At 57.8% G+C, this 24,773-nt stretch carries 17 protein-coding genes and 1 pseudogene; 8 read left to right on the forward strand and 10 right to left on the reverse strand.

Annotated features, from left to right (window positions below):
* A partial coding sequence (locus tag A3AS_RS44065) for an omptin family outer membrane protease (RefSeq protein ID WP_018321435.1) occupies positions 1–1,206 on the forward strand: 1,206 nt, incomplete at its 5' end.
* Positions 1,207–2,403: 1,197 nt separating this feature from the next.
* Here the strand turns inward: A3AS_RS44065 and A3AS_RS0131285 are convergent.
* The 5 genes from A3AS_RS0131285 to A3AS_RS0131305 all read right to left on the reverse strand — a co-directional run bounded on the left by A3AS_RS0131285 (position 2,404) and on the right by A3AS_RS0131305 (position 9,333).
* Positions 2,404–2,622: a hypothetical protein gene (locus tag A3AS_RS0131285; RefSeq protein WP_026202553.1), complete on the reverse strand. Its 219-nt coding sequence runs from the start codon at positions 2,620–2,622 to the stop codon at positions 2,404–2,406.
* Between the two features lie 737 nt (positions 2,623–3,359).
* Positions 3,360–3,566, reverse strand: a complete 207-nt coding sequence (locus A3AS_RS0131290) for a cold-shock protein (protein WP_018321436.1) — start codon at positions 3,564–3,566, stop codon at positions 3,360–3,362.
* A 766-nt stretch (positions 3,567–4,332) separates the two neighbouring features.
* On the reverse strand, positions 4,333–5,796 hold the full coding sequence (locus A3AS_RS0131300) for a prolyl oligopeptidase family serine peptidase (protein WP_245283323.1): 1,464 nt from the start codon (positions 5,794–5,796) through the stop codon (positions 4,333–4,335).
* Positions 5,793–6,455: a hypothetical protein gene (locus tag A3AS_RS49365; RefSeq protein ID WP_245283324.1), complete on the reverse strand. Its 663-nt coding sequence runs from the start codon at positions 6,453–6,455 to the stop codon at positions 5,793–5,795. Before A3AS_RS49365 ends, A3AS_RS0131300 begins: the two co-directional genes overlap by 4 nt.
* A gap of 1,015 nt (positions 6,456–7,470) precedes the next feature.
* Positions 7,471–9,333 (reverse strand): trehalose-6-phosphate synthase, encoded by a 1,863-nt coding sequence (locus tag A3AS_RS0131305; RefSeq protein ID WP_063707622.1) that lies wholly within the window; start codon positions 9,331–9,333, stop codon positions 7,471–7,473.
* 555 nt (positions 9,334–9,888) lie between these two features.
* Between A3AS_RS0131305 and A3AS_RS0131315 the strand changes: the two genes are divergently transcribed.
* The 3 genes from A3AS_RS0131315 (at position 9,889) to A3AS_RS0131325 (ending at position 12,884) form a co-directional block, all read left to right on the forward strand.
* Positions 9,889–10,365, forward strand: coding sequence for an Lrp/AsnC family transcriptional regulator (locus A3AS_RS0131315; protein WP_026202554.1), 477 nt, complete (start codon positions 9,889–9,891; stop codon positions 10,363–10,365).
* A gap of 390 nt (positions 10,366–10,755) precedes the next feature.
* A complete protein-coding gene (locus A3AS_RS0131320; RefSeq protein WP_018321441.1) occupies positions 10,756–11,592 on the forward strand; it encodes a Crp/Fnr family transcriptional regulator in 837 nt (278 codons plus the stop codon).
* A gap of 1,061 nt (positions 11,593–12,653) precedes the next feature.
* Positions 12,654–12,884 (forward strand): hypothetical protein, encoded by a 231-nt coding sequence (locus A3AS_RS0131325; protein ID WP_018321442.1) that lies wholly within the window; start codon positions 12,654–12,656, stop codon positions 12,882–12,884.
* Between the two features lie 704 nt (positions 12,885–13,588).
* Here the strand turns inward: A3AS_RS0131325 and A3AS_RS0131330 are convergent.
* Positions 13,589–13,801 (reverse strand): response regulator transcription factor, encoded by a 213-nt coding sequence (locus tag A3AS_RS0131330; protein ID WP_018321443.1) that lies wholly within the window; start codon positions 13,799–13,801, stop codon positions 13,589–13,591.
* A gap of 590 nt (positions 13,802–14,391) precedes the next feature.
* Between A3AS_RS0131330 and aepX the strand changes: the two genes are divergently transcribed.
* The 4 genes from aepX to A3AS_RS0131350 all read left to right on the forward strand — a co-directional run bounded on the left by aepX (position 14,392) and on the right by A3AS_RS0131350 (position 18,389).
* Positions 14,392–15,264 carry a phosphoenolpyruvate mutase gene (gene aepX / locus A3AS_RS0131335; protein ID WP_018321444.1) on the forward strand — a complete coding sequence of 291 codons (873 nt, stop codon included), beginning with the start codon at positions 14,392–14,394 and terminating at the stop codon, positions 15,262–15,264.
* 359 nt (positions 15,265–15,623) lie between these two features.
* Positions 15,624–16,427, forward strand: a complete 804-nt coding sequence (locus A3AS_RS0131340; RefSeq protein WP_018321445.1) for a phosphocholine cytidylyltransferase family protein — start codon at positions 15,624–15,626, stop codon at positions 16,425–16,427.
* A gap of 7 nt (positions 16,428–16,434) precedes the next feature.
* Positions 16,435–17,040, forward strand: coding sequence for a CDP-alcohol phosphatidyltransferase family protein (locus A3AS_RS0131345; RefSeq protein ID WP_018321446.1), 606 nt, complete (start codon positions 16,435–16,437; stop codon positions 17,038–17,040).
* Positions 17,041–17,279: 239 nt separating this feature from the next.
* Positions 17,280–18,389 (forward strand): histidinol-phosphate transaminase, encoded by a 1,110-nt coding sequence (locus A3AS_RS0131350; RefSeq protein WP_018321447.1) that lies wholly within the window; start codon positions 17,280–17,282, stop codon positions 18,387–18,389.
* 604 nt (positions 18,390–18,993) lie between these two features.
* On the opposite strand, the gene A3AS_RS0131355 is transcribed toward A3AS_RS0131350, so the two are convergent.
* The 4 genes and pseudogenes from A3AS_RS0131355 to A3AS_RS45780 form a co-directional block, all read right to left on the reverse strand.
* Positions 18,994–19,281: a DUF3892 domain-containing protein gene (locus tag A3AS_RS0131355; protein ID WP_018321448.1), complete on the reverse strand. Its 288-nt coding sequence runs from the start codon at positions 19,279–19,281 to the stop codon at positions 18,994–18,996.
* Positions 19,282–19,519: 238 nt separating this feature from the next.
* Positions 19,520–21,022: an alkaline phosphatase family protein gene (locus A3AS_RS0131360; RefSeq protein WP_157644436.1), complete on the reverse strand. Its 1,503-nt coding sequence runs from the start codon at positions 21,020–21,022 to the stop codon at positions 19,520–19,522.
* Between the two features lie 977 nt (positions 21,023–21,999).
* Positions 22,000–23,418, reverse strand: a complete 1,419-nt coding sequence (locus A3AS_RS0131370) for an MATE family efflux transporter (protein WP_018321451.1) — start codon at positions 23,416–23,418, stop codon at positions 22,000–22,002.
* A 1,251-nt stretch (positions 23,419–24,669) separates the two neighbouring features.
* A pseudogene (locus A3AS_RS45780) lies at positions 24,670–24,771 on the reverse strand (transposase); the annotation flags it as partial.
* Positions 24,772–24,773 lie beyond the last annotated feature (2 nt).

Below are 24,773 nucleotides of genomic sequence, written 5' to 3' on the forward strand. Positions count from 1 at the left end.
GTCAACAACTATGAAGGCGGCTGGCCACAGGGCAAAACGCATTTCGACGATGGTCGTCTCGGTGGCGTCATCGGTCTGGGCATCGAGCAAGCCGTTACGCCTGCATGGTCGGTGAACGTCGAGTATGACTATCTGCATTTTGGCGGACCGAGTGTCGCGGCCGCTGCGACAGTCCAGTTCCCGTCTGCAATTCTGCCGCCGAACACAACTAACCTGTCCAGCAACTATCACATCGGAAAGATTGGTCTGAACTACCATTTTGACGCCGACCGGCAGGCGGCGCAATGGTCCGATACGTCGCCATACACGAAGGCACCCGCCAGCGTGCCGCCCATTCCCTACGCGCCCGGCTGGTCCTTCGAAGGCGGCTCGCGGCTCTGGCTGAGCCGGGGACGATTCCAGTGGGATCACAGCGCATTTCCCTATGGCTGGCCTGAAGACCCCAGCGTACTGGGATCGAGGCTCACGTATCATGGACTGGACGGACTTTCGGGAGAGTTATTTGGCCGCCTTGATAGCCCTTGGGGAGTGTTCTTAAAGAGCAATATTGGCCTCGGGCAGTTCAACAAAGGAAACATGAACGATGAAGATTGGGGCGGCTCGTATGTCAACACGGTATCAGGGCAAGCAAATGGAAGGTTCACCTATTACACGGCCGACGTCGGTTACGATTTCCTGCGCGGTACCGACTACAAGGTCGGCGGATTTATAGGCTGGACCTATTACGGCCAAAGCTCGGACTCGAGGGGATGCGTGCAGATGGCAAACCCCCTTGCTTCATGTCTTAGGCCGGGTGACAACAGGGTCATCGGCGGCGAGGATACTCAATGGAATGCGCCCCGGATCGGCATGAGCGCCGAAACCATGTTGACCGAGCGTTGGCGCGTGAGCGCTGATATCGCGTACCTGCCCTGGACCGATTTCAAGGGCCGCGACTATCACCTCTTGCGCGACAAGACCACCTTTGCTGAACAACGCGGCAATGGTGGCGGCGGAATCCAGATTGAAGGCGTGCTGTCCTACTTCATCACCAACAACATCAGCGTCGGCGTCGGTGGCCGCTATTGGGCCATGTGGACCAAAGGGCGGGGCGAGTCTCTGTGCAGGGGTAGCGACAGCAAATGCGTCGAGGCCCCGCCGGCATTTGCGAAGTACAGCATGGACCGCTGGGGTACATTCTTTCAGGCCTCCTATAAGTTTGACTGAAAGGCTCCATCTTGGCCAACTCGAGACTTCCTCTCGAGCAACCAGGCCTGCTGGTGAGGACCGACGCCGGCGCCGGATTTGGCGCCGGCCCCTTAATGCCAGGCTCGCGCTTCGCAGCGTCAACCGCATCAGTGAGGACCCGATTGATCAGCATGGAGTTATTGTTTGAAGGTGCTGCGATCTACGGCGAGACATTGCAACCCGCAATGCGCTGAGCACGGCCAAATCATTCTGCGGCGAAAGGCTGGGCGACTGACGTTGTGAGGCTACAGCGTTCAGATCGATGGCCAGTGGGATACCACTACCAACCAAGCCGGGCTCTCAGCTTCCCAACGAACCGTTGGACCTGTCGCGCCGGCGCCTCGAGATTGGGTGTCACGCGCGAGGATCAGCAAGCGCATCACCGTAAATATCGCGGCCCAGTGATTGTGCTCGTAAGCGCCATCTCGCAACTTAGGACCGGCGGGGTGATCTCTGTGCCGGCATATCAGCCCGATCTGGATCAATTTTTTCTTGCTGGCCAACGCGCCGTTCATAATTGGCCGCCAGCTCCAACAAGCGCTTCTTGATGAACGGGTCAGCTTGCTCAGCAAGTTCTCGCATGGTCCGCGCCCTGTCTTTACAAAGCTCGTCGTCCACGGCAGCCCCTGAAACTGCCTCCAATAGCCGGTTGGGAAGTTGGGCTGCATATGACGCAGGTTACGTAGCAGCAGATTTTTTCCGCGGTTCCTTGGCCCTGGAAGCAAGCGCTCGCGTCACTCAGCAAGAGCATGATGCCTCTTCCTGCCCGTTCCACCCTGACGGCCTTGCACGAGCCGGTCCTGTTCGGCGGATTACAGTGAAGCGGTCAGGAGGAAATGCAGAGTTTCACCATGGCCCGTGATGTCTCACAGTGACAGGCAATCTGATCAGCGCGTTATCTAGCCGCGGATTACGTGCAGATTTTGCCGGTGCGAAAAGAACAATCATTACGAGCCAATCAACAACGAATGTAAGTTTCGTCGATGCTGCGAGAGAACCACCGTATTTTTAACCGACGCTAAGTGCGGCGCGCGCCTCGCACGCGGTCCGGGTGACAGTCAAGGCACCCCTGCTTCACCCCGGACATCGATCGGATCCGTCTTTTCTGCGGCGTCGCCGCGGCTTCTAACGGCGACTGCGCGGGGAAATAAGTGCTTTTGCGGCATGCGTGATCGCTCAGTGCAGCGACTTCGCTGGACGAGAGATCGACGGTTGATCGGGGCCGCTCTCTTTGAGAGAAGGCCTTTTCGAGCGCACAGAGGAATTGCCGCCCGTCTTGTGTAATTTCCCAGCCGAGAGCATCGCGAACACAAACTTCGCCGAAAAGATATTCAGGTCCGGCGCGTGCTCGGCCAACCGCTTCATGCGATCAGGCCAGTCATGGCCGCTGTTCATCAAGATCTCCACGGCGCGTCGGACTTCGGCAACGGAAGCCCGCCGGGCAGGCTGGCCGGCAACACTTTCAGGACGGTCAGCTGGAAGGACACTTGCCGTGTCTCCGATCGGCTGTGTGTTTGTGCAGTTCCCCTGTAGTGGATCAAGGTCAGGCGCGCATCGTCAACAACATGGCGCCTTTACCTCAACTATATTGGCTAACCCCGAGCGCTGGCGCCATGGGATTTTGACCTCGCCGCGCCGCATCAAGCCGATGCGGCTTTGTTTACACCGGCCCTCGAAGGCTCGCGGCATCAGCGTAGCAGAAATAGACCTGCAGCCGCAGCGCAGCCGGCCAGTATGGTCCATAACGGATGAACCCGATTGTGCGAGCACCTTCATGAGCTACATGCATCACGCCTGGACAGGGGAGCACCAGCCCGTCCATTGTTAGCTGCGACAAGGTGTGCGCGCACTTCCCGGGTTGGTCACGAGCGTGCGATTCGGACCGTTCGTGGCCCGCTGGCAGGAATATCTTGCCACGCTCACACTGCGAGCGGGCTGGCAACTCCTGTAACTCTGGCGGCGGTGATCGGTCGACGCTTCAGGAGATCAAGGCTGTCCTGCGGTTTGCGAGACAGTCTCATGGCTGCAAGAGACGGTCGAAAGGCCAAACGGTTCGGCGCGCCGTGACAAGGCATCGCCGGACAGGTGCGAGAACACGCTTTGCAGAGAGTAGTTTCCGGAGACTAATCGGATCAGCCAACCCGGAGATCCTCAGCTGACACCTTGCCCGAACGCCCGGCCTTGGGCTGATAACTTACCCGGGCCCCCTCTTCGAGGGTGGTGTAGCCAGCCTTTTCGACGGCACTGATGTGCACGAAAACATCGGGACCTCCGTCCTCAGGCCTGATGAACCCATAACCCTTGGTCGAATTGAACCACTTCACAATACCCATTGCCACGGCGGCATCTCCATAGTGAACCGTTGTGATCTAGCGAAGAGTCTCCCGTCTATCAAGACGGACGGCAAGAGACGCCCCGCGTCGCTGCGCAGATCACGTGCCTTTTTTATCGCGTGGCTCTAGCTGCCGCCGCATTGTGCAAACGACAGAAAGTGCCCTGACCTCGACGACACTTCTCTTCAAGGCTTCAGGATCCGGATGACGTTTTCACCTTTCGCTTCATTCGTCGCGCGCTACCGGCTTACAGAACAGTTGCGGAGCCTCGAACACGCCGCACTCATCCGGAGCCGAGCTAGAGCAGATGGGTCTGACCGACGTTGAACAACAGGACGGCCGTGAACTCCTTCGCGCAGCCTGGAGGCAGGATCATCAATCCGCTGCATGCCTGCATTGAAGATACGTGACATGCTTCCTCAAGCACGAAGACACTCGAAGGGCCGCGCTTTAGCTGTTCGCCTTTGGATGTCAGCCGCACGCCGGGGCCATTCTCGGACGACAGGGGTCTGCCGAGACAATCCTCAAGGAAGCGCATCTGACAACTTACCATCCGCTCGTCATGTTGTGTTTGGGAAGCCAGGAAACCCGCTCGCCACCGCTGGAGGCTGTTGAAACCGGTAACTTGCGCATCTGACGAGCTTCATCGCGCCGCCGGCGGCTCGTCAGCTCTCTCGCCTTGGGTTCGATGAATTCAGCTGAGCAACGTGAAGACGTTTGAGATAACCAATGGTCTCGATTTCATCTGCTTCGATCAGCCCGGCCATCGAATTTACTCAAAACAAAGCCGCCTCGATGCATAGGTGAATTCAAGGGCCAGTTCACGTGCATATTCCATGAGATTGGCCGCGGCGCTGTGTCCCCCGTCGATGTTCTCGTAATAGAAGTAAGGCTGGCCCAGCGCGGCGAGCTTCGCGGCAGCCTTGCGGCCGTGCGCTGGATGCACGCGGTCGTCCTTCGTGGAGGTCAGAATTAAGGGAACGGGATAAGTCTTGCCCGCCACCAGCTTCTGGTAGGGCGAGTAGCCTTTGATCCACGCACGCTGCTCGGCGATGGCGGGGTCACCGTACTCGCCGATCCAGGAGGCGCCCGCGCCCAGTTTGGTGTATCGAATCATATCAAACAGCGGCACCTGGATGATCGCCGCGTTGAAGAGTTCGGGGCGTTGGGTAATTGCGGCGCCAACGAGCAGGCCGCCCTGGCTGCCGCCAACCGCGCCTAGCCGGCGCGGACTTGTGATCTTCCGACGGATCAGGTCCTCGACAACGGCAATGAAATCATCCCATGTCGTCTGCTTCGTTGCCCCCTGGGCCGCTTGATGCCATTGTGGGCCAAACTCGCCGCCCCCACGCAGGTTTGCAACGACATAGGCATTGCCTTGTTCAAGCCAGAGCCGCCCCACCGGTCCCAGATAAGAGGGCAGAAGCGAAGCCTGGAACCCGCCATAACCATAAAGAAGTGTCGGAATGGCGCCGTCAAACCTTGCGTTCTTCGGTCGCACCAGGAAGTAAGGAATTGACGTGCCATCACGCGAAGTCGCTTCGAACTGCTCTACGACATGATTGGACGCATCAAAGGCAGTAGGTGTCGTCTTCAATTCCTCAAGGCTTTTGGTTTCGGCATCAAGATACCAGACTGACGTTGGTCTGAGATAGCTCGAGACGGTGAACATGGCCTGGTCCGCTTCATCGGAGGCGGCTGACACGCTGACATTTGTATGTTCCGGCAGCGGGATTGGCGTCGCCGACCAAGCTCCCTGATCGTACTTATAAACGAACGCTTTGCTCTGAACGTTCTCAAGCATCGTCAGGATCAACAAATTCTTTGTGGCGGCCAACTCGCTCAGGGCCTGGCGGGGCCCAGGTTGGAAGACAAGCGAGGCCTTGGCGCGCAGCGGATTCTGTTTCCATTCGGCCAGGTCATACGAAATCAGCGATCCGGCGGCGAAGCTGATATCGCCGGGCGTCGTCCATTCTTCGTCAAGCTTCACAAGCAGGCGACCACCCACTAGTCCTATCATCGCGGCCTTCTTCGGCAGATTGAGCTTGACGGGTCCAGCGGTGCGGAAGACCACATACTCGTACTCGAAAGAGCTGATCATGCGGGTCGCGCCGGTCACATGAATCTGACCCTCGCTGTCACGAAGCACGAAGGGGTGCGTCTGAACGTCGGTGGGTTCGCCACGAAAGATCTCGCGAGCCTCACTGAGCGGCTGAGCGCGTTTGAGCTCCTTCACGACAAAGGGTAGCCGGCTTGCGTCAAAGTCCCCTCGCCCCAGTCCCGTGCAACAAGGAGTGTGTCATCATCGACCCAGCTGACGTGCTGCTTGCCCTCTGGAAGATAAAAGCCGTCCGCAACGAAGGTCTTGGCGTCGCGGTCGAACTCTCGTATGGACGCGGCATCCTTGCCGCCATCGGAAAGACTAATGAGGCAGAGGCGCTCTTCAGGCGGAAGGCAGCTGGCACCTTGAAAGACCCAATTCCTCTTCTCGGCGACGGCCAAGGCGTCCACGTCAAGGATAGTCTCCCAGTCTGGGTCTTGGCTACGATAGCTCTCGAGCGTGGTGCGCCGCCAGACGCCGCGCACCTGGTTCTCGTCTTGCCAGAAATTCTCCAAACCGCGCCGTTCTAATGAAACATACGCGATCCGATCCTTGGCCTGCAGGATGGAGAGCGCCTGTTCGTAGAAGTGCCGATAGCGAGGATCTGACTGGAGCACCCCGAGCGTCTTCTCGTTCTCGGCGCGAACCCAAGCCAATGCGCCTTGTCCTTCGATGTCCTCGAGCCAGAGGAATGGATCATCAGTGGCGTATCCAGCCGTTTGCTCCTGTGAAAGCGCCGTGGAGGTGGCGCGGGCAGTCGAAGGCCGCGCGGCGGAGCGGGGTGACGTGTTCATGGACTTTCTCCCGAAGAGGTCGAAGGGCTGCGCTCGCAGGCCTGGCGCGTCAAGCACAAGCGGCGGAAAGCACGCAAGCGCATGACATAGCGCTTGCGCTATCTCGCGGACCACTCATTGCAAACTGCGTGCCGGCTAAAGTCGCAAGTTTCAGCCGCTCCGGCTGCAGCACCATGTCCGCTTCCCGACACTGGTTGCCGAGCAGATATCGACAGCGTGTCGGCCGGACAGTCCGTCAGACGGCACCGGTTTTTCGGTTTCAGCTGCCAAGAACGGAATGCGCCCCCGCCTCCAATCGCAATGCTTTTCGAGCGAGTTCATTTGGCAGACTTGTCCACGGGGTCGTCATGACAAAGAGCAGCGCGTTTCTCAGAGGATTGCACTCAAGACGATGAGGGCAAAAGCACCGACTACGGCTCTAAGTTCTTGAGCTCGAGCCTCTAGCCAAACGGGTTCAAGCGCCGGGTCAGGTTCTATGTTTCGATAAGATGACGAAACGAAGCTGTCATCAGCAGTTCTTATGGTCGCTAGGGTCAGGCTCAAATGATCCTGAATCCACCGGCGGCAACAGGCGCTCGAGCCCGTGGTCCTTCATCGAAGGCGTACCACGCGAAGGACGAAGAGGCGAGATGTCGATCGAGAATGCCCGCTGCTGGCGGAGCAGCTTGGCAGGCGCGAGGCGAGTGCGAGCCATGCTGCTCTGTTTTAACGGTGCTGTTGCGGCCCTCCATTGCAACAGGCAGCCGCCACTTTCCGGCGCGGAACGACCAAAGCTCGCTGATGCCGACGCCACTTGCAGAAGCGTCGTTTACGGGTACGGAACAACGCGTTGGCTGCACACCTCCCGTTCCATTATGGATCACTCGCGTGATACCTTGATGCAGCTCGTTCAACGTTCCCGGTCATCATCCAGGCTTGCGCAACCTGCAAGAACCGCGTCAGCGCTAAAGATCTGGATTGTTCCTCTGTGCTGCTGCAGAACAGCGTAATCTGCCGTGCTGCGCTCCTCGTCTGCTCAGTCCTCCCCGGCACCGGGCTCTTGTTCGGGACGACCGCTGAGCGAAGCTGTGGGTATCGGCAGATCCCAGAGTCTGCCCTGTGTATGCATCAGTCGGGCCTCTAACGCCTCATAGGCCTTCTTCTCGTCTGCATAGGCAGCCTCCTTCAGGACGACATCCGCGGGGTCGATCTCGTTATAGGTGGCCAGCGCCTCGGCATGGTTCCGGAACAGCGGCATCGAAGCCACGTTGGTCCAGCCGCGACCGAGAATAAGGCACTGATCAGCCGGAACGGTGACACGGCTTTTGTCCAGCTCCCGGACGTAGTCCGCCGACCAGTCGTGGATGGTATAGGATTCAATCTTATCCATCATCGACCGCCAGCGCCTGACACGCTCCTCAAGCGGCATGTTGGCCGCTCTTGAAATAGCGTCTGCGATTTCTTTGGGATCGTTTGGATCCACCAGCAGCGCCTCGTCCTCGTTGAAGTCTTCAGCCGCCCCCGCAAACTTCGATAGTACCAGAACGCCGGGATCCTTCGGGTCTTGGGCAGCAACATATTCTTTCGCTACCAAATTCATGCCGTCCCGCAGCGGCGTGACCACACCTATCTTTGCCGCGCGGTAAAGACGTACGAGCGCAGCCTGGCTGAACGAATCGTTCGTGTAGTGGATCGGCCTCCACTCGCCTGTGCCATGCTCGTCATTGACGTGGCTGATCGCATTCTCTACGTCCTCCTTGTACTTCTGATACTCGTCGACGTCGGCGCGCGAGGACGGGGCGATCTGTAACAGCGAGATGCTCTGCGGCTCCTTCGTTAAAAGCTGATTGAACGCTTCGACCCGTTTATCGATGCCTTTCGTGTAGTCGAGCCGGTCTACGCCGATGGCAAACTTGGCGCCTTGGAAGTTTTCCAATAATGACGAGACTTTTTCTTGCTCTGCAGGAGAGAGGTCTGCCGCAAGATACGCTGCGAACTGCTCGGGATCGATACCGATTGGGAACTTTTGAAGTCGCGTCTGGCCACGTTCCGTGGTTACAATGCCATCCTTGCTCTCCAGCCCGAAATGGGTTCGCAGGCAGGCCAGGAAATTGTTCAGATCCCGGTTCGTCTGAAAGCCGAGCAGATCGTACTTCAGCATCGATTTCATCAGTTCGCGATGGTTGGGTACGCACTCTATCATGTCGGGCGTGGGCCATGGCGTATGGAGGAAAAAGCCGGTTGGCCGCTCAATGCCGAGGTCATTCAGCTCGGCCCCAAGCGGGAGCAGATGATAATCATGCACCCAGAATGCGTCTCGATCTCGCACGTCGAAAGCCGCGCGCGCGATGAAGTCGTTGATCCTTCGATAGCTGCCATAATCCTCTTCCGAGCCCGACATCCGGTCCGGTAGGGAGTGCAATGCTGGCCACAGCGTTGAATTCGAATAACCTCGATAGTAGCCAGGATGGTCCGCGGCCGGCAGATCAAGCCTGGCGACGTGGCCTGCACCAGTCGGCACCAGTGGCAGGGGCCGCTCGATCCCGTCGCCGCGGGTCTCCGAAGAGCCTATCCAAACCGCGCCGGAACGTTCCACCACCGGCTCGAGAGCCGCGGCGAGCCCGCCGGTCTGGGGTTTATTGGGGTCGAAGGGTGCAACGCGGTTCGAAATGACGACAAGCTTCAAATCGGGTTGCTGGTTGACAGCATCAAGGCGATCCTCCACCTCGTCCGATACACTAGGATCGGAAGGACCTGCACTAGCTTGTTGCTCTTGCGGTCTCTCGTCAAGGCGCTGGTCAAAGGCCGCTTGACCTATGGGTTCATCTTGCCCAGTGGCGGCTGATGTGCTGCCGGAGTCTAACGTTGCCGTATCGAGCGTGTCTTGGATTCGAACCATCTCGCAACTCCGTTTGACGATGTTTACGTTTGGTGCAGTCGCAGATCAGCCCCGAGATATCTCCACTTCGCCAGGATGGTAGGTCTAGCTTTCGAGAAGCTGACCGGTCGAGCAAAATGGAATGAGCTGCGGGTCGGCTGTTATCGAGCTGCAGGACGAAGTCGACCCAAAGGTTCACCTCTCGGAGGCAAAACGGCGCCTTGTCGCGCGCTCGTCAGCGGGCGAGTAGCTGGCTAACCTCAATCAAGATGTCGTTTCCGCACGAATTTATCACGCGGCACGGCTCGGCTGCGCTTCGGTTTCGCTTTGGTTCACATCTTTGTCGAAAACGAAGGCCCGGATCTCATCCGAAAGGCCGGCTTTGCGGCTTCGCTCCCTGCCGCGCCGCAAAATGCCGACGGCAAGGCCCTCCTCCCTACTTTGATAGTGCTATGCGACAACACCCATCAAATTGGGCCTTTGTCACGGAAGATTTCGTCGTATTTTTCACCCTCGAGGATTTTCTGCGCGGAGTGGTCATCTGGCGGCGAAATTCGTCTCATGCTGGAGGTGGTTATGCAGTACGACCGGATAGATGCCCGCATTCTCGAGATCGTGCAAAAGAATAACCGTCTGACTTCAGATGTGATTGGCGAGATGGCCGGGCTTTCTCCTACCGCGTGCCAACGACGGTTGAAGAGACTCCGCTCGGAGGGCATCATCCAGGCCGACGTGTCGGTTGTATCGCCAAGGGCGGTCGGACGACCTATTCAAGTGCTTGCACTGGTAACCTTGGAGCGGGAAAGCGCCGATATCATCGATAGGTTTAAAAAAGCCATCAAATCATCAGTCGACGTCGTCAACGGCTTTTATGTTACGGGCGATGCCGACTTCGTCCTGTATATTACCGCGCGGTCCATGGAGGAGTACGAGGAGTTCACGCGGCGCTTCTTCTACGAAAATCGCGACATCAAGAGCTTCAAGAGCATGGTCATATTGGATCGCGTAAAGATTGGATTTGCTGTTCCGGTTGAGCTTCCCCCAGACGATTGATTGCACCGATGCAGGCGATCGTCTCGCTCCCGCTATCGAGTTGTTGACCTGATCGTTCCACTCTCCGGTGACTTCTTGGGATCTCAATCAGGGATAGCAAGAAAGACGCGCACATAGAGGCTCGGTCATACGGCAATGTCGTGGACGTCATCATCGTATCGCTAACGACAACGTGCAAAAGCAAGAATGTCGCGCGCTGATTCCGAGCCGGCGCGAGCGCCTCCATTCGCTTGGTCGAAATTCGTCGAAGACAGGCCCCTCAACGCGGGATTTGGGCGCCGTTGAGCTACTCGTTGCATCAATCAAGATGAAGATGTTGCTACAGTTGTAATCACGTTCTCGTTACGGTCAGGCGCAGGCTAGCAAAGGCCTCCTGCCGGGAGAGGGACCATGACCGATCGCGTGCCCGCCGTCCTCGAAGTGCTTGACTGCTCTCAAGATAGAGCTCTCAAGCAGCTGCCTGGGGCACGACCGGAGCCTCTGCGTTCTCTTCCGGTCCGTCCTGCGAAACGGCCCTTTGTGAAGAACGTAATCTTGGCGCGTCTTTCTATCCAACAGCTTGCGGCATTAGGGGAGTGCCTCGATCCGGTCGTCTTGAAAGAACGGATGGTTCTGCAAGAGCCAAAAAGACCGGTCGAGCACGTCTACTTTATGGAGAGCGGCCTCGTCTCGCTCAGAGTTGTTGCCGCGGGCAGTATGCTCGAAACGGCAGTCATAGGCTATCGGGGCGCGGTCGGTACTTCTTTCTTGTGGGGAGGACATCTTTCAACCCATCAATCTGTCGTCGTCTTCCCCGGAAGCGCGCACAGAATTCGTGTCGAGGATCTTCGTCGGATCATGAAGGCGCATCCAGAGATCCGCGACCATCTGTTTGAGTTCGTTCAAGCGCTGACATTCCAGTGCGTCCAGACCGGATTATGCGGGGTTCGGCACCATCGTGAACAGCGCCTCGCGAGCTGGATGTGCCTTGCCAGTGAAGCTGTTGACGCCCGCGTGCTGCCAGTCACCCACGATTACCTTTCCTCGGTGCTGGGACTTCGCCGCGCCGGGGTGACCGAAACCTTGATCCGCTTCGAGGAGCAAGGGCTGATTCGCAAGATGCGGGGCGTCTTGCAGATCGATGGACACAGATTGCTCGAAGAGAAAGCATGCTGTTGCTACAAGCTTGTCTCAGCTGCCTATGCCTCCTCATCAGTCCGCACTCTGGGCGAAGAACAGGCGAGCTAGCAACTCGCGACTGGCGTTCTGCGTCCTCTCGGTTCTTGTGGCGCGAAGTTGAGGCAATTCCCCCGGGAAAGGCCACACTGTCACGAATCAATCGTTCCCCTTGCGCCGTGTAGCCGGCGGTGTGTAACCGATCGCCGGCGATACCCGGGTAGGTCAGCTGGCGGTTGTCGTAACGCTGACGCGTCGTCGTTCAGCCGCGCGATGCGGTCCGCGCGGTTAGCGGGGCACGCTCCCACCACGGCCGCAGATTCAACCCGTGCACCGCCTTAATTGAGCAGAATGCCGGCTTCACACAGCGCTTCATTTGATGCGACATTTACCTCTCGATCGACCACGGTAACAAGCCGCGGATGTTGCGGAAAGTCACTGAACACTGTGCGAGGGAGCGCAGCGTGACACAATCATCGTTCGGCTGCACCCCGTTTGCGCCGACGGGGATGCGAGACGGCAGCATTCCGTGAAGGACGCGAGTGACGGCAGTGGATCAGGAACGAGCATCCCGTCATCCCACCCGGCATACCAGCAGTTGTCGTGATCAAGGTCAGTCGCTTGCCCGACCGCGTATCCTCGGGGCCGCCCGCTCTCCATCTCGCGCAGCGTTGCCGTATGTATCAACTATACGCCGAAGGTGAACATCTTCCCTTCCGAATCAATGAAGACCTGCAAGCAGCCGAAGTTGCGAGGGACGTATTAAATCCCTAAGCTTCGACCGCATCGTCTGGCCCCAAATCAACAGCGACACCCCGCAAGCACACACACGGGACTTTTCGCCGCTGGCGCGCTCGGGCAGCGCAAACTCGCGGAACCTTTCTTCTCAGATCTGATAGGAGAACTCCGTTCCCGTTTGAGCTATTCCTTCCAGATTGATGAACATTGCCCCCCCGCGAAGGCCAGAGCCGATTGATGGCTAATAGCCATACTTTGAAGTCGTAGATGCTGGTTCTCAAATGCCGCGATGTGAGTAGCACGAAAGCTCAACAATCGCTTTACGATCCCCAGCCGGAGCACCTCCGAAATGGATTGTTCCACATGAGTGTGAGCTGTCATCTCACCGAAAGGACATGGTGATTCAGGTCCTCGACTCTCATTCAAGTGACTGCGCTTCGCCGATTGTGTTCGTCGGTAGGAATCGGGCCGGCAACTGGGTTGCCCGTGAACAACGGGGCGCGTTTGGCGGGCTTTTTATCAACCGCGCTGAAGCTCTGAAATACGCTCTCTTCAAGAACGGACGCCATCCAGAGAGCATCATCGAAGTGACGCGTGAGATCGAGCTCGATATTCCCAGTCCGTGAACTGCAGAACATTAAGGATGTGACCGTTCTTCTGCACCTGCTGCCCTGTCGAAGCCGGGGCACTCGTTCATCGTCGCAGGATCAACCGCGGCCAGCCCATTTTCTTCAGCGTGCCCACTTCAAGCATTCAATTAGGCACCCCAGAGGCTTATCGAACGACAATCATCGGCCAATCATTGCCTCCGCACGATGAGCGTTACATGGTCATGCACCTGAACATGACCCGCCCTGAGTCGTTCTGTGCGACGACACAAGAGGAGAACACCAAGGACGCGCCATCGACTGTTCCATTTGGAACAGTTTCACTACGTAAGCATAGCGCCAAAGACCTCGTCCGTTTATCTGCATCGGGCTATCTTGAGGTGGAATGCGTTCGCGGGCTAAACGCCATCTCATCCGCAGCGACGTTCCATTGATATCACCTACCAATTCTCGCAATTGATCACAGCGTTGACACTGGGCTCCGACCGGCCGTCAAGCTTTCAAGAGCGTTATGCGCCGATGATCTCACCTTGCCTAGTGGTCCGCGGCGCCCCGCAGTGACGATCGGCGACAAATCGAAGCACGCCCTGTTCATAGTAACAGCAATGTATCATGGCCGTACAGCTGCGGACGCGTAATTCGCTTCGCAGCCCGCCGGAGCAACCCACAGTCGCCCCTTACATTTCGCTAGATCTGCATTAGCGGCAACGGAACCGCGGCCGTTACTCAATAAGACGCAGACGGCGCGCCTTGACGACGCACTGGGTACGGCTGGTCGTTTCCAGCTTTCGCATCGCATTCTTGACGTGAAAGTTGACGGTGTTCTCGCTCACTTTCAAGATGACTCCGATGGCCCAGGATGACTTCCCCTCCTCGACCCATCGCAAGCACTGTCTTTCCCGTTCCGACAGCACAACCTCTTGCACATCCGCCATGAGTTTCTCCTGGAGCCGAGAGGACGTGGAAGGAGATCAGCAAATGCCATACCAGTCAGTGGCACCGGAAACTCTCGCGGCAGGACAAGATCTTGGGAGATTTCCGGTTCACTTCTCCGGAGACTGCCACCCAACTAATCGACGCGATTGCGACATATGTCGCAAACGCAACAGCGGCAACTACGACAACCGTAGCAGTCGATATTTGCTCAACATCTGTGTGACGTGGATATCACCTTTTGGCCAGGCGTTCCTCCCGCCAAGGGTGAATGCTCTGTGAAGGGCCATAGCACCCGGCTTGCGAGCCGAGATCATTCATTTGCACCAAAGCTTTCCTTTCCAACGTGCCGGCTCGGATCCGCCCATCACAACAGCCCCGCGTTCGGCGCCCATCCTATGGCGATCATGCAAGCTTTTACGTCCCAATCAACTACCAGCGCTGGTCATTGATCGGCATCACAACAAAAAGGTATGAGCAGTGCGGTTTGCGCCAATTGAAGGCCGGCCTCCAGGACTCCTGTATGAAGTATCAACCACAATCCGCTCGGCCCAAGGCAGGTCATCAATGCACTCGGCCATCGCCTGTTGAAATGCTTCGTGCCCAGGTCTGCTCGAATGGTGAGCTCTCGTTTCTGATGGAGGCGCATGACGGCCTGTCCGCTACAATCGCCCAGCGCTCAGGATTCAAGGGGCTCTGGGCGTCCGGTCTGTCGATTGCCTGCTCTCTAGGTTACCGCGACGCGAACGAAGCATCGTGGAGCCAGCTTGTCGACGCCGTTGAGCGGATCGTGGATTCGAGCCAACTTCCTGTCCTGGTCGACGGAGATGGCGGCTTCGGGAATTTCAACAATGCTCGCCTGCTGGCGCGCAAGCTCCTCCAGCGCGGCGCTGCCGGCGTCGCACTGGAGGACAGCTGTTTTCCGAAGATGAACTCGTTTGTTGGGGATCGGCACCCCCTCGCCGATATCGACGAATTCTCGGGCCGCCTCCGGGCAGTGAAGGATACGGCCGCAGACGACTTGGTTTTGGTGGCAAGGATCGAGGCGTTGATCGCTGGGCATGAGATGGACGAAGCACTTTTGCGCGCTCACGCCTACGCCGACGCGGGAGCCGATGCGATCCTCATTCATTCGCGAAGAAGCACCGCGGACGAAATCCTTTCGTTCGCGCGCGCTTGGCAGAACAGATTGCCCGTCGTGATCGTTCCGACGAAATACTACCGAACACCGATCTCTGTATACCGTAAAACCCGCATCTCCACGGTGATCTGGGCCAACCACTCCATGCGAGCGGCAATAGCGGCAATGCGGCAAGTCTGCAGTCGCATCATCGCTGAGGAAAACACCGCGAGCGTTGAGCCGAATATTGCTACTCTCGACGAAGTCTTCGAACTTTTAAAGTACGACGAACTCGCCCGTGCGGAAGCGTTATATCTGCGGCCCCACGCTGAATTGCTCAAATAGGCTTCCTCGACACAGGAGCATATTCGTTGCCGAAGACCTACCGTCCTGGACTTCCTGCTAGCTGGCCAGGTGCGACTTCAACCTCAAATGGCTATCGCTGTACTGAGATGTCCTTAGATGGCGTAGCACGCCTCACTCGGCCGAAATACACATTTTGCCATCTGGGCAGCAGCTCGAGGTACCGGATCCATGGCCTCCCTCCTCTTTGGAAAAGGACCGACGAGGACCATTTGTCTGCCTTCACCCTTGGAGTTGAGTTTCAAGGCTCCGGCAGGCTTGATTTCGCTTCAGCAAGCATACGCTGCGGGCGAAGACACTCGTCGGTGTTTCACCTTAGCGGAGCGACGAAAAGGAACTAAATGGTGATCGATGCTCCCAAGAACGCCGTTATTCTCGCTGCTGGCTGCGGCTCTCGCCTGCGTCCTCTGACAGATCTGAGGCCGAAGCCGCTCATCGAGGTCAATGGCACTTCGATTCTTCACAACGCTCTGCGCAATCTGGAAACTGTCGGCGTGGAAGAGGTGACGATCGTCGTGGGTTACCGCAAAGACGCCATTCAGTATGCCTGCGGCAGCCGCTTTGGCGGACTCAGAATCAAATATGTCGAGTCGACTGTTTTTGACCGCACCGGAAGCGCCTATTCTTTGTGGCTGGCGCGCGACGCTCTTCTCTCTGGAGACTGCTTTCTTCTCGAGGCCGACGTCTTTTTCGAAGAGGATGCGTTGCGATACTTGATTATCTGCCGGGGGACTGACGTGGCTGCAGTCGTTCCCTTCGATGATTCCATGGAAGGATCAGCGGTTCTGTTGTCGCAGAACGGCTTCATCTCAGGCTTTCGAATGAAGCAAACGGCGTCAAATCTTGTTGCGGATGGCCCAAAGCTATTCAAGACGATGAACCTATTACGTCTCTCGGCGCCGACACTCAAGGCAACGATCGTTCCGACGCTGGACGATATCATCGCTGCCGGGGCTAGGCAGACCTACACCGAAGAACTTTTGGGTTATCTGATAGAAAGACGAGGTTTACAGCTCGCAGCGGCGCGATGCGATGGCCTCAGCTGGTACGAAATTGATAATGCTGAGGATTTGCAAATTGCCGAGCGCATTTTCAGGAATCGAATGAACGCCTACACGCCGAGACGTGATTTGCAGACTAGGTGAGAGTCCGATGCTAAAATACCTTTGGGATCCAGCGAACGCCATAACAATCACAGGTCTCCTCTTTTCCTCCACCAGCCTATTTCTTGCTCTCTCTGAGCGCCTCGAGCTATCTGTGGCAGTAGCGCTTTGGGCTGTTCTATCGGACCACCTCGATGGGTTTGTGGCAGGTCGTACGAAGGGGCGCGATCCAGATGTTGCAAAGATGGGAGCGAGCCTCGACGGGTTCGCCGATATTGTCTATGGAGCCGTTCTGCCTGCGGTAATTGTGGTACAAGTCAGCCAAGCCTCGCCGCTCGCCCTTGCGACCGCAACCATGCTACTGGTCGCTGGTGCAATAAGGCTTAGCTACTTTGCGAACTTTGGCCGGTCGTGCGATGGGTGCTTCTTAGGCGTTCCTTTGTCTTACGACGTGCCGTTCCTGGCGCTCTTATTTCTTCTTAAACCTCTCATTCCTGCTGAAGCATTTTCCGACGTCGTGAGCATTGGCTTCGTGCTGCTCGCTATGGCGCATGTCGCGCCTGTTCGTGTGCCACCACTCAGCGCAACAATGTATGCGGCAATAAGCATCTTCGCAGTCGCATCATCGGCGGCTTTGGCCAGTCGGTCCCTTTGATTGCGGATGGAAGTATGATGCAGCGAGTGAGCTGCTGCGTGTTGCAGGCTTCCCTACCATGCAGGTCACGTGATGACGTTTAGTCTCGCCAATCGCAATGTGCGCGCCCCAGTCTTATTGCCGGGCAACTGTCCACGCGAATCGGCGCTGACCGATGGTTGTTCGCCGTGAGCTAATCGAGAGGACGCGATCGTTATAGAATTTTCGTCGGCCCTGAAACATTTCAGCTGGTCTCACTCATGAACAGCACTGCACAAATCAACGTACCGCTTAGGTCGGACGACGTCTCTGACCTCGTCAACCGATTCCCCGGTGGCTATTGGAAATATGACATCAAGGACTTCGTCCTTCTGGTGAATCCTTATTTTCCGCCGCAAGCGTTCCTTGACGAACTTAAGGACGCTCTACCGCGGCTTATCACTTGCTATCCCTCTCCTAATGTGCAGCTGGTTCAGCTTCTTGCGGATGCGGTGAAGATTCCAGCGCATAATCTTGTCATTTGCAATGGCGTGGCTGAACTGATTCCCATCCTTCTTGGTCGACTGGGTATGAGGATTGCGGTCCCGGTCCCAACCTTCAATCCCTATGAAACCACCGCCTTGCCCGGGCGGCTGTCTCGCTTCATCCTGCCACCGCCAGATTTTGAACTCGATGTGCACGGCTATGCAGCGTTTGCGCGTGCAAATGGTGTCGACGGCGCGGTCGTGATATCGCCGAATAATCCAACTTCGCGGGCCGTTCCCTATGCGGATTTGCTATATCTCGCTGCCGCGCTTCGAGCTCAACAGCAACTCCTATTGATCGATGAGTCATTCATCGAGTTTAGTGAGGTCGGGCGAAGTGCGAGCCTGGAAAATCACTTGCTCGAATTTCCCAATGTTATCGTTCTCAAAAGCCTCGGAAAGATTTACGGGACATGCGGTTTGCGGATCGGGTATGCGGCATCGGCAAATGCACAGATGATGAACGAAATGAGAGCTGCCCTGCCCACGTGGAATGTCAACACCTTTGCGGAGTTTTTTCTAAGCAAGCTTCCTCACCTGTCGGACGCGGCAAAACAGAGTTGGATGAGGGTGGGCAGCGACAGGGACAAATTGTACGCAGACCTGCGCAGCATCGACGGAATGAGAGTTCTGAAGCCAGATGCAAATTTCGTGTTCTGCGAACTCCCGCCCCATTTTCCGGATGGGGACGTGATCGCCTCAAGACTTTTAAAAGATAGACGGATATTGATCAGGCACAATGGCGGCAAGACGCTTCAGAATGGCAAACGATTCTTGCGCATCGCAAGCCGCACTGAAGACGACAATAGGCTTTTGGTGGAAGCGCTGAAAGTCATTTCTGATTAGCGCAACCTCCCCCGGTACCGAGCTTTCGAATTCGCCGGGACAGCTCCCCTAGACTTTCTTTGGCACCGCGCGAAAGGCACAGGCCACGGCTCCGCCGGAGCGGGCCAAGCAAACTCCATTACGCTGATCTTCTATTTGGCCGGTCGAGCGGAATCAAAGAAGATCAAGGCACCGCGCAATCAAATCGCGTTTCTCGACGCACGGTCGGCGACCACATCCTCCGGAGCGACTATGTAAAACACGGCGACTGATCTTCATGCCCACGTAATCTGGTATGTTCTGGAGGCCCTGAGCCTGTCGCTGAACAACCTGCGAAGACATCGCTGGTAACCGAGAAGCCTGCGGATCCTGCCTCCTGAGAGCTTCCGGGAATCTTGGAAATGAGTGCGTTGTAGTCGTCAGAGAGCTTGTGGTGAAGAAGAAGCCCGGCAAGCGCCGGGATTCCAAGTCGTGAGATTTCAAATGAGCTTCGTGCGGCGTGAACTACATCTCATACAGGGCTTGCTCAGCGTCGCCGAAGGCGAGCGCCACGCAAGGCTATACGCCGCTCAGGAAGCACTCGCACGGTCGCTAGAGCCATCAGGGTTCATGCCGCCAGTTGAATCTATCGAGGGCATTCCGGAAGATTCAGAAGATTGTTCGGCGCGTAGCCGTCTGCCGTCGTCTTGAGATACTTTCGCCCGTTGTGCTGGGCGACGACGACATCGACTCTTCTGCCGTTCACCATGACAAAAAACGAGTACGTGCCGTTCTCGATGTGACGGATTGCGTCGTCCTCTGTCATCCACCATCGCTGCCCGTTGTGCACGCCTCCAATTCCTTGGATGCGCGCATGCGGATCGTGATGGCTAGGATGTTTCGTGATGCATTGTACTTGTACGTCCGTGGCCATTCTAGCCCCTTTCGAATACGGGGCCGCTGTTGACTGGACACTAAATCGGCCCTACCCGATGGATGGTATTTGTTCGCGCAGGATAGCAAACGTGTGGGTTTGATTTGATGCAGTAACCCTGGAGTCAGTGCATAAATTTCGCGCTCCTTCGACTTTTTCGACGAATTCCACCATCGATCACAGATCGAGATACGCAACGCGACTCCCCCCTGATGAGGTCTGCGGATCGACGCTCATTTTACGTCAGGTTGCTGGGACCGGCTACGACGTCAGCAGAATCAAGATAGACGGCCTCGCCGACCTGCACGCGACGAAGGTGCTGCCGGTATGCGCCGCTGCTCGTCTCGTATATCTTCTCAATCGTACTAGGCAGGTCCTCTCCATCATGGATAAAGACCTCTGCGAGGGCACGACCCGTCATCGTTGCCGGCCGCGAGAGGCCCAGAAGACCGAGCACTGTCGGCGCAAAGTCGCAAATACTCGAGGGGACTTGTGAGACGAAGTCGCCTTTGATCAGCGGTCCCGCCAAAATGCCGACCGACGACATTTCCTTGGCATGCAACCCGCCGTGCACTCCGAAGCCGACAGGCCCATCCGCACTCCAAGTGCGGCCGCTAAGGCCAAATGGATCGAGTCGGTCGTCCGACCGGAATGAGAACAGGATGTCTGCCGATCGGGCATGATCGGCGAACACCAAATGGCGGGCAAAGCTGCCCGGTGCAATGCCATCGACCGCGCCACCCGCGGTGAACACCGGTCCACACCAGGGCCTTTCGATCATCGCCCCGACCGCGCGGCGGATAACGGGTTCCAATGGCTCGGTGAGGTAAATTGCTCCGACCTGCCCAGGTATGACCATCGCATCGATCCCGGCCGCCGGCGTCAGGCCGCAGCGCAGCCCCGCAGCCTCAAGCGTCTCAAATAGATCGGCCCTCGCATGTACTGTCACGTGTCCATGATCGGACGCGGCGATCAGGTGCACGCCTTGGGACAAGCCCTCAGCCTCCCACCAATCTAGCACGCGGCCAAACTGCCGATCGACAAAGCTGATTGCTTCAAGCGTTTTTGGCGCGCCAGTTCCACAATCGTGCGAGGAGATATCGGGCTCGCTGAAGGAGAGGATTGTAACGTCGGGACGAAGCCGAGGCCAGATTAGGTCGAGAAACGCTGAAGTCAGAAAGGCTTGAGAGGCAAGATCTGGGGTGCCCGTGGGCGGGGGCGCCGGGGTCGGCCCCAGCAGAGTCTCCACTTCTCTGAGCGTCTCGGCCGAGGTCGCGATGCAAGGGAAGTGACCGGAGAGCGTCACTTGGCCGAACTTTCGAGCCTTATGATTCAGCAGGCGCGTTGCCCCCGCCGAGTTGGAAGCCAGCACCGCGAAGGTCCTGCCGTTCGCCGCTAGGATCTCGCCAAGTGACGGCACACCTAGTAGATGGCCGCCGCTCGCGGCATCAAGATCCTCTATCAGGCGCGCGTCACTCGTGTCGACAGAGTGCGGAATGGACGACTGCCGGTCGAGATATGAGTTTCCAACGATGCCGTGGCGATCCGGCGTCGCGCCCGTGACGAGGCTCGTGAGCGCTATTCGTGTTTCGCTGGGATAGACGGTGCGCTGCCGGGCCAGCACCGCACCGCGGCGCTGAAGCCTGACCAGATTCGGCGTTAGTGATGGCTTGACGAGATCGGGTCGAAGCCCGTCGAACAGCACGATGAGAACCCGATTCCGGTGCGGTCGTTCGAACATGATCGTAAAGCTTTCGTCTAGCTGGGAGGTAGCGGATCGGGAGCGCCCAGGACTTGGCTGACGCGCCAGCGCCATCGACTTGGAGCCGACGCTGATCGCTCACGCTAGCGCAATGCGGGTACGGAGCTCCCGGCTATGCTGACCAACGCCCGGCCAGCGTGTCGACCGGCCCCGAGCCGGCTTTAGCGGCTCGCGAGCGCCAGCAGCTCTCCTCAGCCGTGGTCTGGGCCGAGTTGGATTGGACAGCGGCTGCAGTGTCAGCAATTTGGTCTGAGCATGGTCGCCTGATGCACGTCTCCGGGCGCAGCGCAAAGCCTCGGAATTCATCACAGGCCCCGAGGGCCGCCCAACCCCGGCGGGACGTTAGGCAGGACATCGAACAAGCCGAGGGTCGCCTTGGCCTCGCAAGCAAGATTGGCAAATGCCGCGTCCAAGCGGATCTGCTCGCCGCCGTAGCCAATCCTGATCTGGTCGCCACCGCGATTGAGCCAGGAATCGTGGCTGATGTGGGTCGTTTCGCGTGGCGGCTTAATGCATCTCGTGCGCTTGGGAGGAATTCCGCAGCTGTGGAGCTTGCAGATACCGGTCGGCGTGTTGAAAATTGATATCCCTGACTAACGGTGATTCCATCGACGCCCGGTGCGCGCCGCTGGGCCGCACGATTTGCGGGCTTTGCTCTCGAAGGGAGGGACCCGTTGAGCCATTCTGCCAATAGTGACAAGTTTGAAAGCCTGCAAGTCATCAAAGGACACTTTGAGGTTCCTACTCGCACTCAAACGAGCTAACCACTTTGGTTATCGTTTTTTGAAATGAAACGATCGAAGAATACGATGCTAGTTGCTATCTCTTCTTACCTATCTTCGCAGTCGCGCCATGAAGAGCAACGTTCAATTTTCAGCCAGTCTTGCGTTCGACCTCGTCGCATTGGCAAGCAAGCTGGCGTATCGTCGCCGTTTGGCATCAGTGATGCGCGCGCATCAGTGAGCGCGGCTTGTCAAGTGGCGAAACCGCAGGACGAGGAGCGCCGCATAGATGGTCGTTCCGATCGACAAGCCAATCCATATACCAATGGCGCCTAAACCGACCTTCAGACCGAGCCAATAGCTAAGGGAAAAGCCGATCAGCCACCAAGCAATGGCCGCAAACAGAAGCGGCACCCGCGTGTCCTTCAGTCCGCGCAGGCCGCCTGCCGCAATGCACTGGGCGGCGTCAGTGATAAAGAGGGTTGCGCCGACGATGAGGAGCTTTGCAGCGAGACCGATCGTTGCCTCGGAATCGCCGGCCGATCTGCCCAGGAACAGCTCGACGATCTCAAAACGCGCGGCGATCAGCGCGAGGGTTAGCGTTGCAGCTATGACAATACCGATCAGCATCGCGGCCAGATTTGCCCGCTTGACGCCTGCACTGTCGTCGCGGCCAGCTGCATGGCCAACGCGCACGGCTGCGGCCGTGCCAACGCCGACATAAATCATGAACAGGATCGCGGCGATCTGAACCACGATCTGATGAGCGACCAGTGCACTGGTGCTGATCAAGCCGGCCAGCAGCGACGTGGCCCAAAATAGTCCCGACTCGATCAATGACGCGATGGAGATCGGCGTTCCAATTGCGATGAGCTGCCGCATTGCGCGCCAATCGAAACGCCAGAGTTGCGCAAGCACATGGTAGTCACGGAACGGCTGGCGCAGTGCAGCGAACCACAAACCGGCCAAAAACATGCCGCAGTTCACCACCGTGGTCGCAAGCCCTGCCCCGAACAGCTCCAGCCGGGGCAGCCCAAGCTTCCCATAGGCCAGCATATAGACCAGCAAGGCATTGAGGGGGATGGCTGATAGCGTAATCCAGAAGACAGGCTGTGGCCGATTGACCGCCCCCATGAAACTGCGGATAGCCAAAAACGCCAGTGCCGGAGCCGCGCTAAAGCCTAATCCGCAGAGGTATTGCTGGGCAAGCCGCGCCACATCCGGGGCCTGGCCTAACGCAAGCAATATTTGCTCTGCTCGCAGCGCCACAGCTATGATCGGCAACGACAGGACCAGGGCTGTCCATAAGCCCATGCGCAGCGTACGCCGCACCGCGGCTAGATTATTCGCCCCAAACGCCTGCGCTGCCAAAGGCGCGATGGCACTTAGTAGCCCCACGGCGAAGGTGACGCTGATGAGATAGAACCGGCCTGCCAGCGCTGCCGCGGCGAGCGCCTCAGCGCTGATGCGCCCGATGAAGGCAAGATCAGTCGTCATCATTGCGATCTGCCCAACCTGCGTCAGCACCATTGGCCACGCGAGTTTCGCGGTTTCGCTGAGCTCGACAGCGAAACGATGGATGGCCGTCCGTCCAGTCACTTCTGGTCGCCAGATTGATACCGGCCTTGTCTTGGCTATCTTGTCCATAATCATGCCGCCGTTTGCGTCGGCGAACGACGTGCCGCCTCATTCACGGGCCGGTTCCTGACCGGAATTCGCGCTCAGCCCGCGATGCAGGCTCACCGGCAGCCTCCCGCGGCCGCACGTTTTAGGCGCGAAAATGGACCACGGCTTGGACGCAGGGCTACGACCAGCGCGGTCTCGATTTTCGCACGATAAGCGCCAAGGAGAGGCTGCAGGTGCCGCCGCAGAGTTGGACAATCGCCGCAATCGCGCAACGGTGACGGCGCGCATCGGGCTCGAGCGAGGCCGATCACAGAGGCAAATTCATACGCGAGCCGTTATGCGAAGATTGGAGCACCCGAACTCGGACCCGATCCACACCATGAACTGAGAGCCCATCATCCCGTAAGCCATACCTGCACTCCCGAGCAATCGATGAGATTCTCCCCTTCAAGGCACATGCCAACTGCGACAGCTTGATTATATGCTTGCTCATCCAAGCGGCCTCTCGCGGGATCGACAGCATGTCGCAAATAGGACAATCGGCATTGCACGCTCGAGCCCTGAGGGCGGCGATGCGACCACGCGATGAGTGGCGATTTCATCGGTTATGAAGATCTGGGCTTATGAAGATCTGACGGGATGATTCGTCACGAGCTCTGTACACTCGCGCCTGCTCGCGACTGAATCACAACCGGCCCCACAGGTCCCTCCCGCGCGCGCCGCTGCGTCGCTCGTGGGGCCACTCCGCGCCGCGCGCGGGGCCCTCCCATGGATCGCCGGAGCGATCTCCAAGCCCTTCCGCCAGTCTTGACCAGGAAGACTATTTCCAGCACACATTAACGCGTCAGTCGTGTTCGCCTCCGCAAGTGATCACCATCGTCTGGAATCCGTGATCGCGATCGCCTGGAATCGCTGATCACCATCCCTGGAATACGCAGATGGTTCATGAGCGCGAGCGAACGCGCTAATCCTGAATTGTATGAACTGTTCCGGCACTGGCTCGGCAATGGCGCCATGTTTGCGCAGCAGGCTGCCTCCCATCGTGGGGCGTCACCGAGTTTGGCAAGCGGATCACGGAACGGCAGGCAAAGGGGCTTGCTAGGCGACGGGTCCCTCTTCTGCCGGCATGCCAGACGGCCCAAGCGCCCCGGAAAAGCTTTAACCGCTCAGACAAAAAGCTGGGTTTGGTCGACGACTAGAGAGGCGATTCTCCCGGGAGAGGGCGGCCACGGCATTCACTTTTTCCATATTTCAACGATTATTGAATTCGCCGCCGATGCCACCCGGCACGATCATGTGGATGTGCGGATGGTGGGTCATCGCCGAACCCGAGGTATGCAGCAGCGCGGTGATGCGGATACGTGCGCCGAGAGGCTCGGGGA

The organism is Bradyrhizobium sp. WSM2793, assembly GCF_000379585.1.
In the GTDB taxonomy this organism is placed as follows: Bacteria; Pseudomonadota; Alphaproteobacteria; order Rhizobiales; family Xanthobacteraceae; genus Bradyrhizobium.

Bases quoted from the DNA above. Each gene is read 5' to 3' on its own strand.
- A3AS_RS0131315 (WP_026202554.1), top strand. From the start codon at position 9,889: ATGCAGTACGACCGGATAGATGCCCGCATTCTCGAGATCGTGCAAAAG.
- A3AS_RS0131370 (WP_018321451.1), bottom strand. From the start codon at position 23,418: ATGATTATGGACAAGATAGCCAAGACAAGGCCGGTATCAATCTGGCGA.
- A3AS_RS0131345 (WP_018321446.1), top strand. From the start codon at position 16,435: ATGCTAAAATACCTTTGGGATCCAGCGAACGCCATAACAATCACAGGT.
- A3AS_RS0131305 (WP_063707622.1), bottom strand. From the start codon at position 9,333: ATGGTTCGAATCCAAGACACGCTCGATACGGCAACGTTAGACTCCGGC.
- A3AS_RS0131330 (WP_018321443.1), bottom strand. From the start codon at position 13,801: ATGGCGGATGTGCAAGAGGTTGTGCTGTCGGAACGGGAAAGACAGTGC.
- A3AS_RS49365 (WP_245283324.1), bottom strand. From the start codon at position 6,455: ATGAACACGTCACCCCGCTCCGCCGCGCGGCCTTCGACTGCCCGCGCC.
- A3AS_RS0131320 (WP_018321441.1), top strand. From the start codon at position 10,756: ATGACCGATCGCGTGCCCGCCGTCCTCGAAGTGCTTGACTGCTCTCAA.
- A3AS_RS0131350 (WP_018321447.1), top strand. From the start codon at position 17,280: ATGAACAGCACTGCACAAATCAACGTACCGCTTAGGTCGGACGACGTC.
- A3AS_RS0131355 (WP_018321448.1), bottom strand. From the start codon at position 19,281: ATGGCCACGGACGTACAAGTACAATGCATCACGAAACATCCTAGCCAT.
- aepX (WP_018321444.1), top strand. From the start codon at position 14,392: ATGCTTCGTGCCCAGGTCTGCTCGAATGGTGAGCTCTCGTTTCTGATG.
- A3AS_RS0131340 (WP_018321445.1), top strand. From the start codon at position 15,624: ATGGTGATCGATGCTCCCAAGAACGCCGTTATTCTCGCTGCTGGCTGC.
- A3AS_RS0131325 (WP_018321442.1), top strand. From the start codon at position 12,654: ATGGTGATTCAGGTCCTCGACTCTCATTCAAGTGACTGCGCTTCGCCG.
- A3AS_RS0131285 (WP_026202553.1), bottom strand. From the start codon at position 2,622: ATGAACAGCGGCCATGACTGGCCTGATCGCATGAAGCGGTTGGCCGAG.
- A3AS_RS0131360 (WP_157644436.1), bottom strand. From the start codon at position 21,022: ATGTTCGAACGACCGCACCGGAATCGGGTTCTCATCGTGCTGTTCGAC.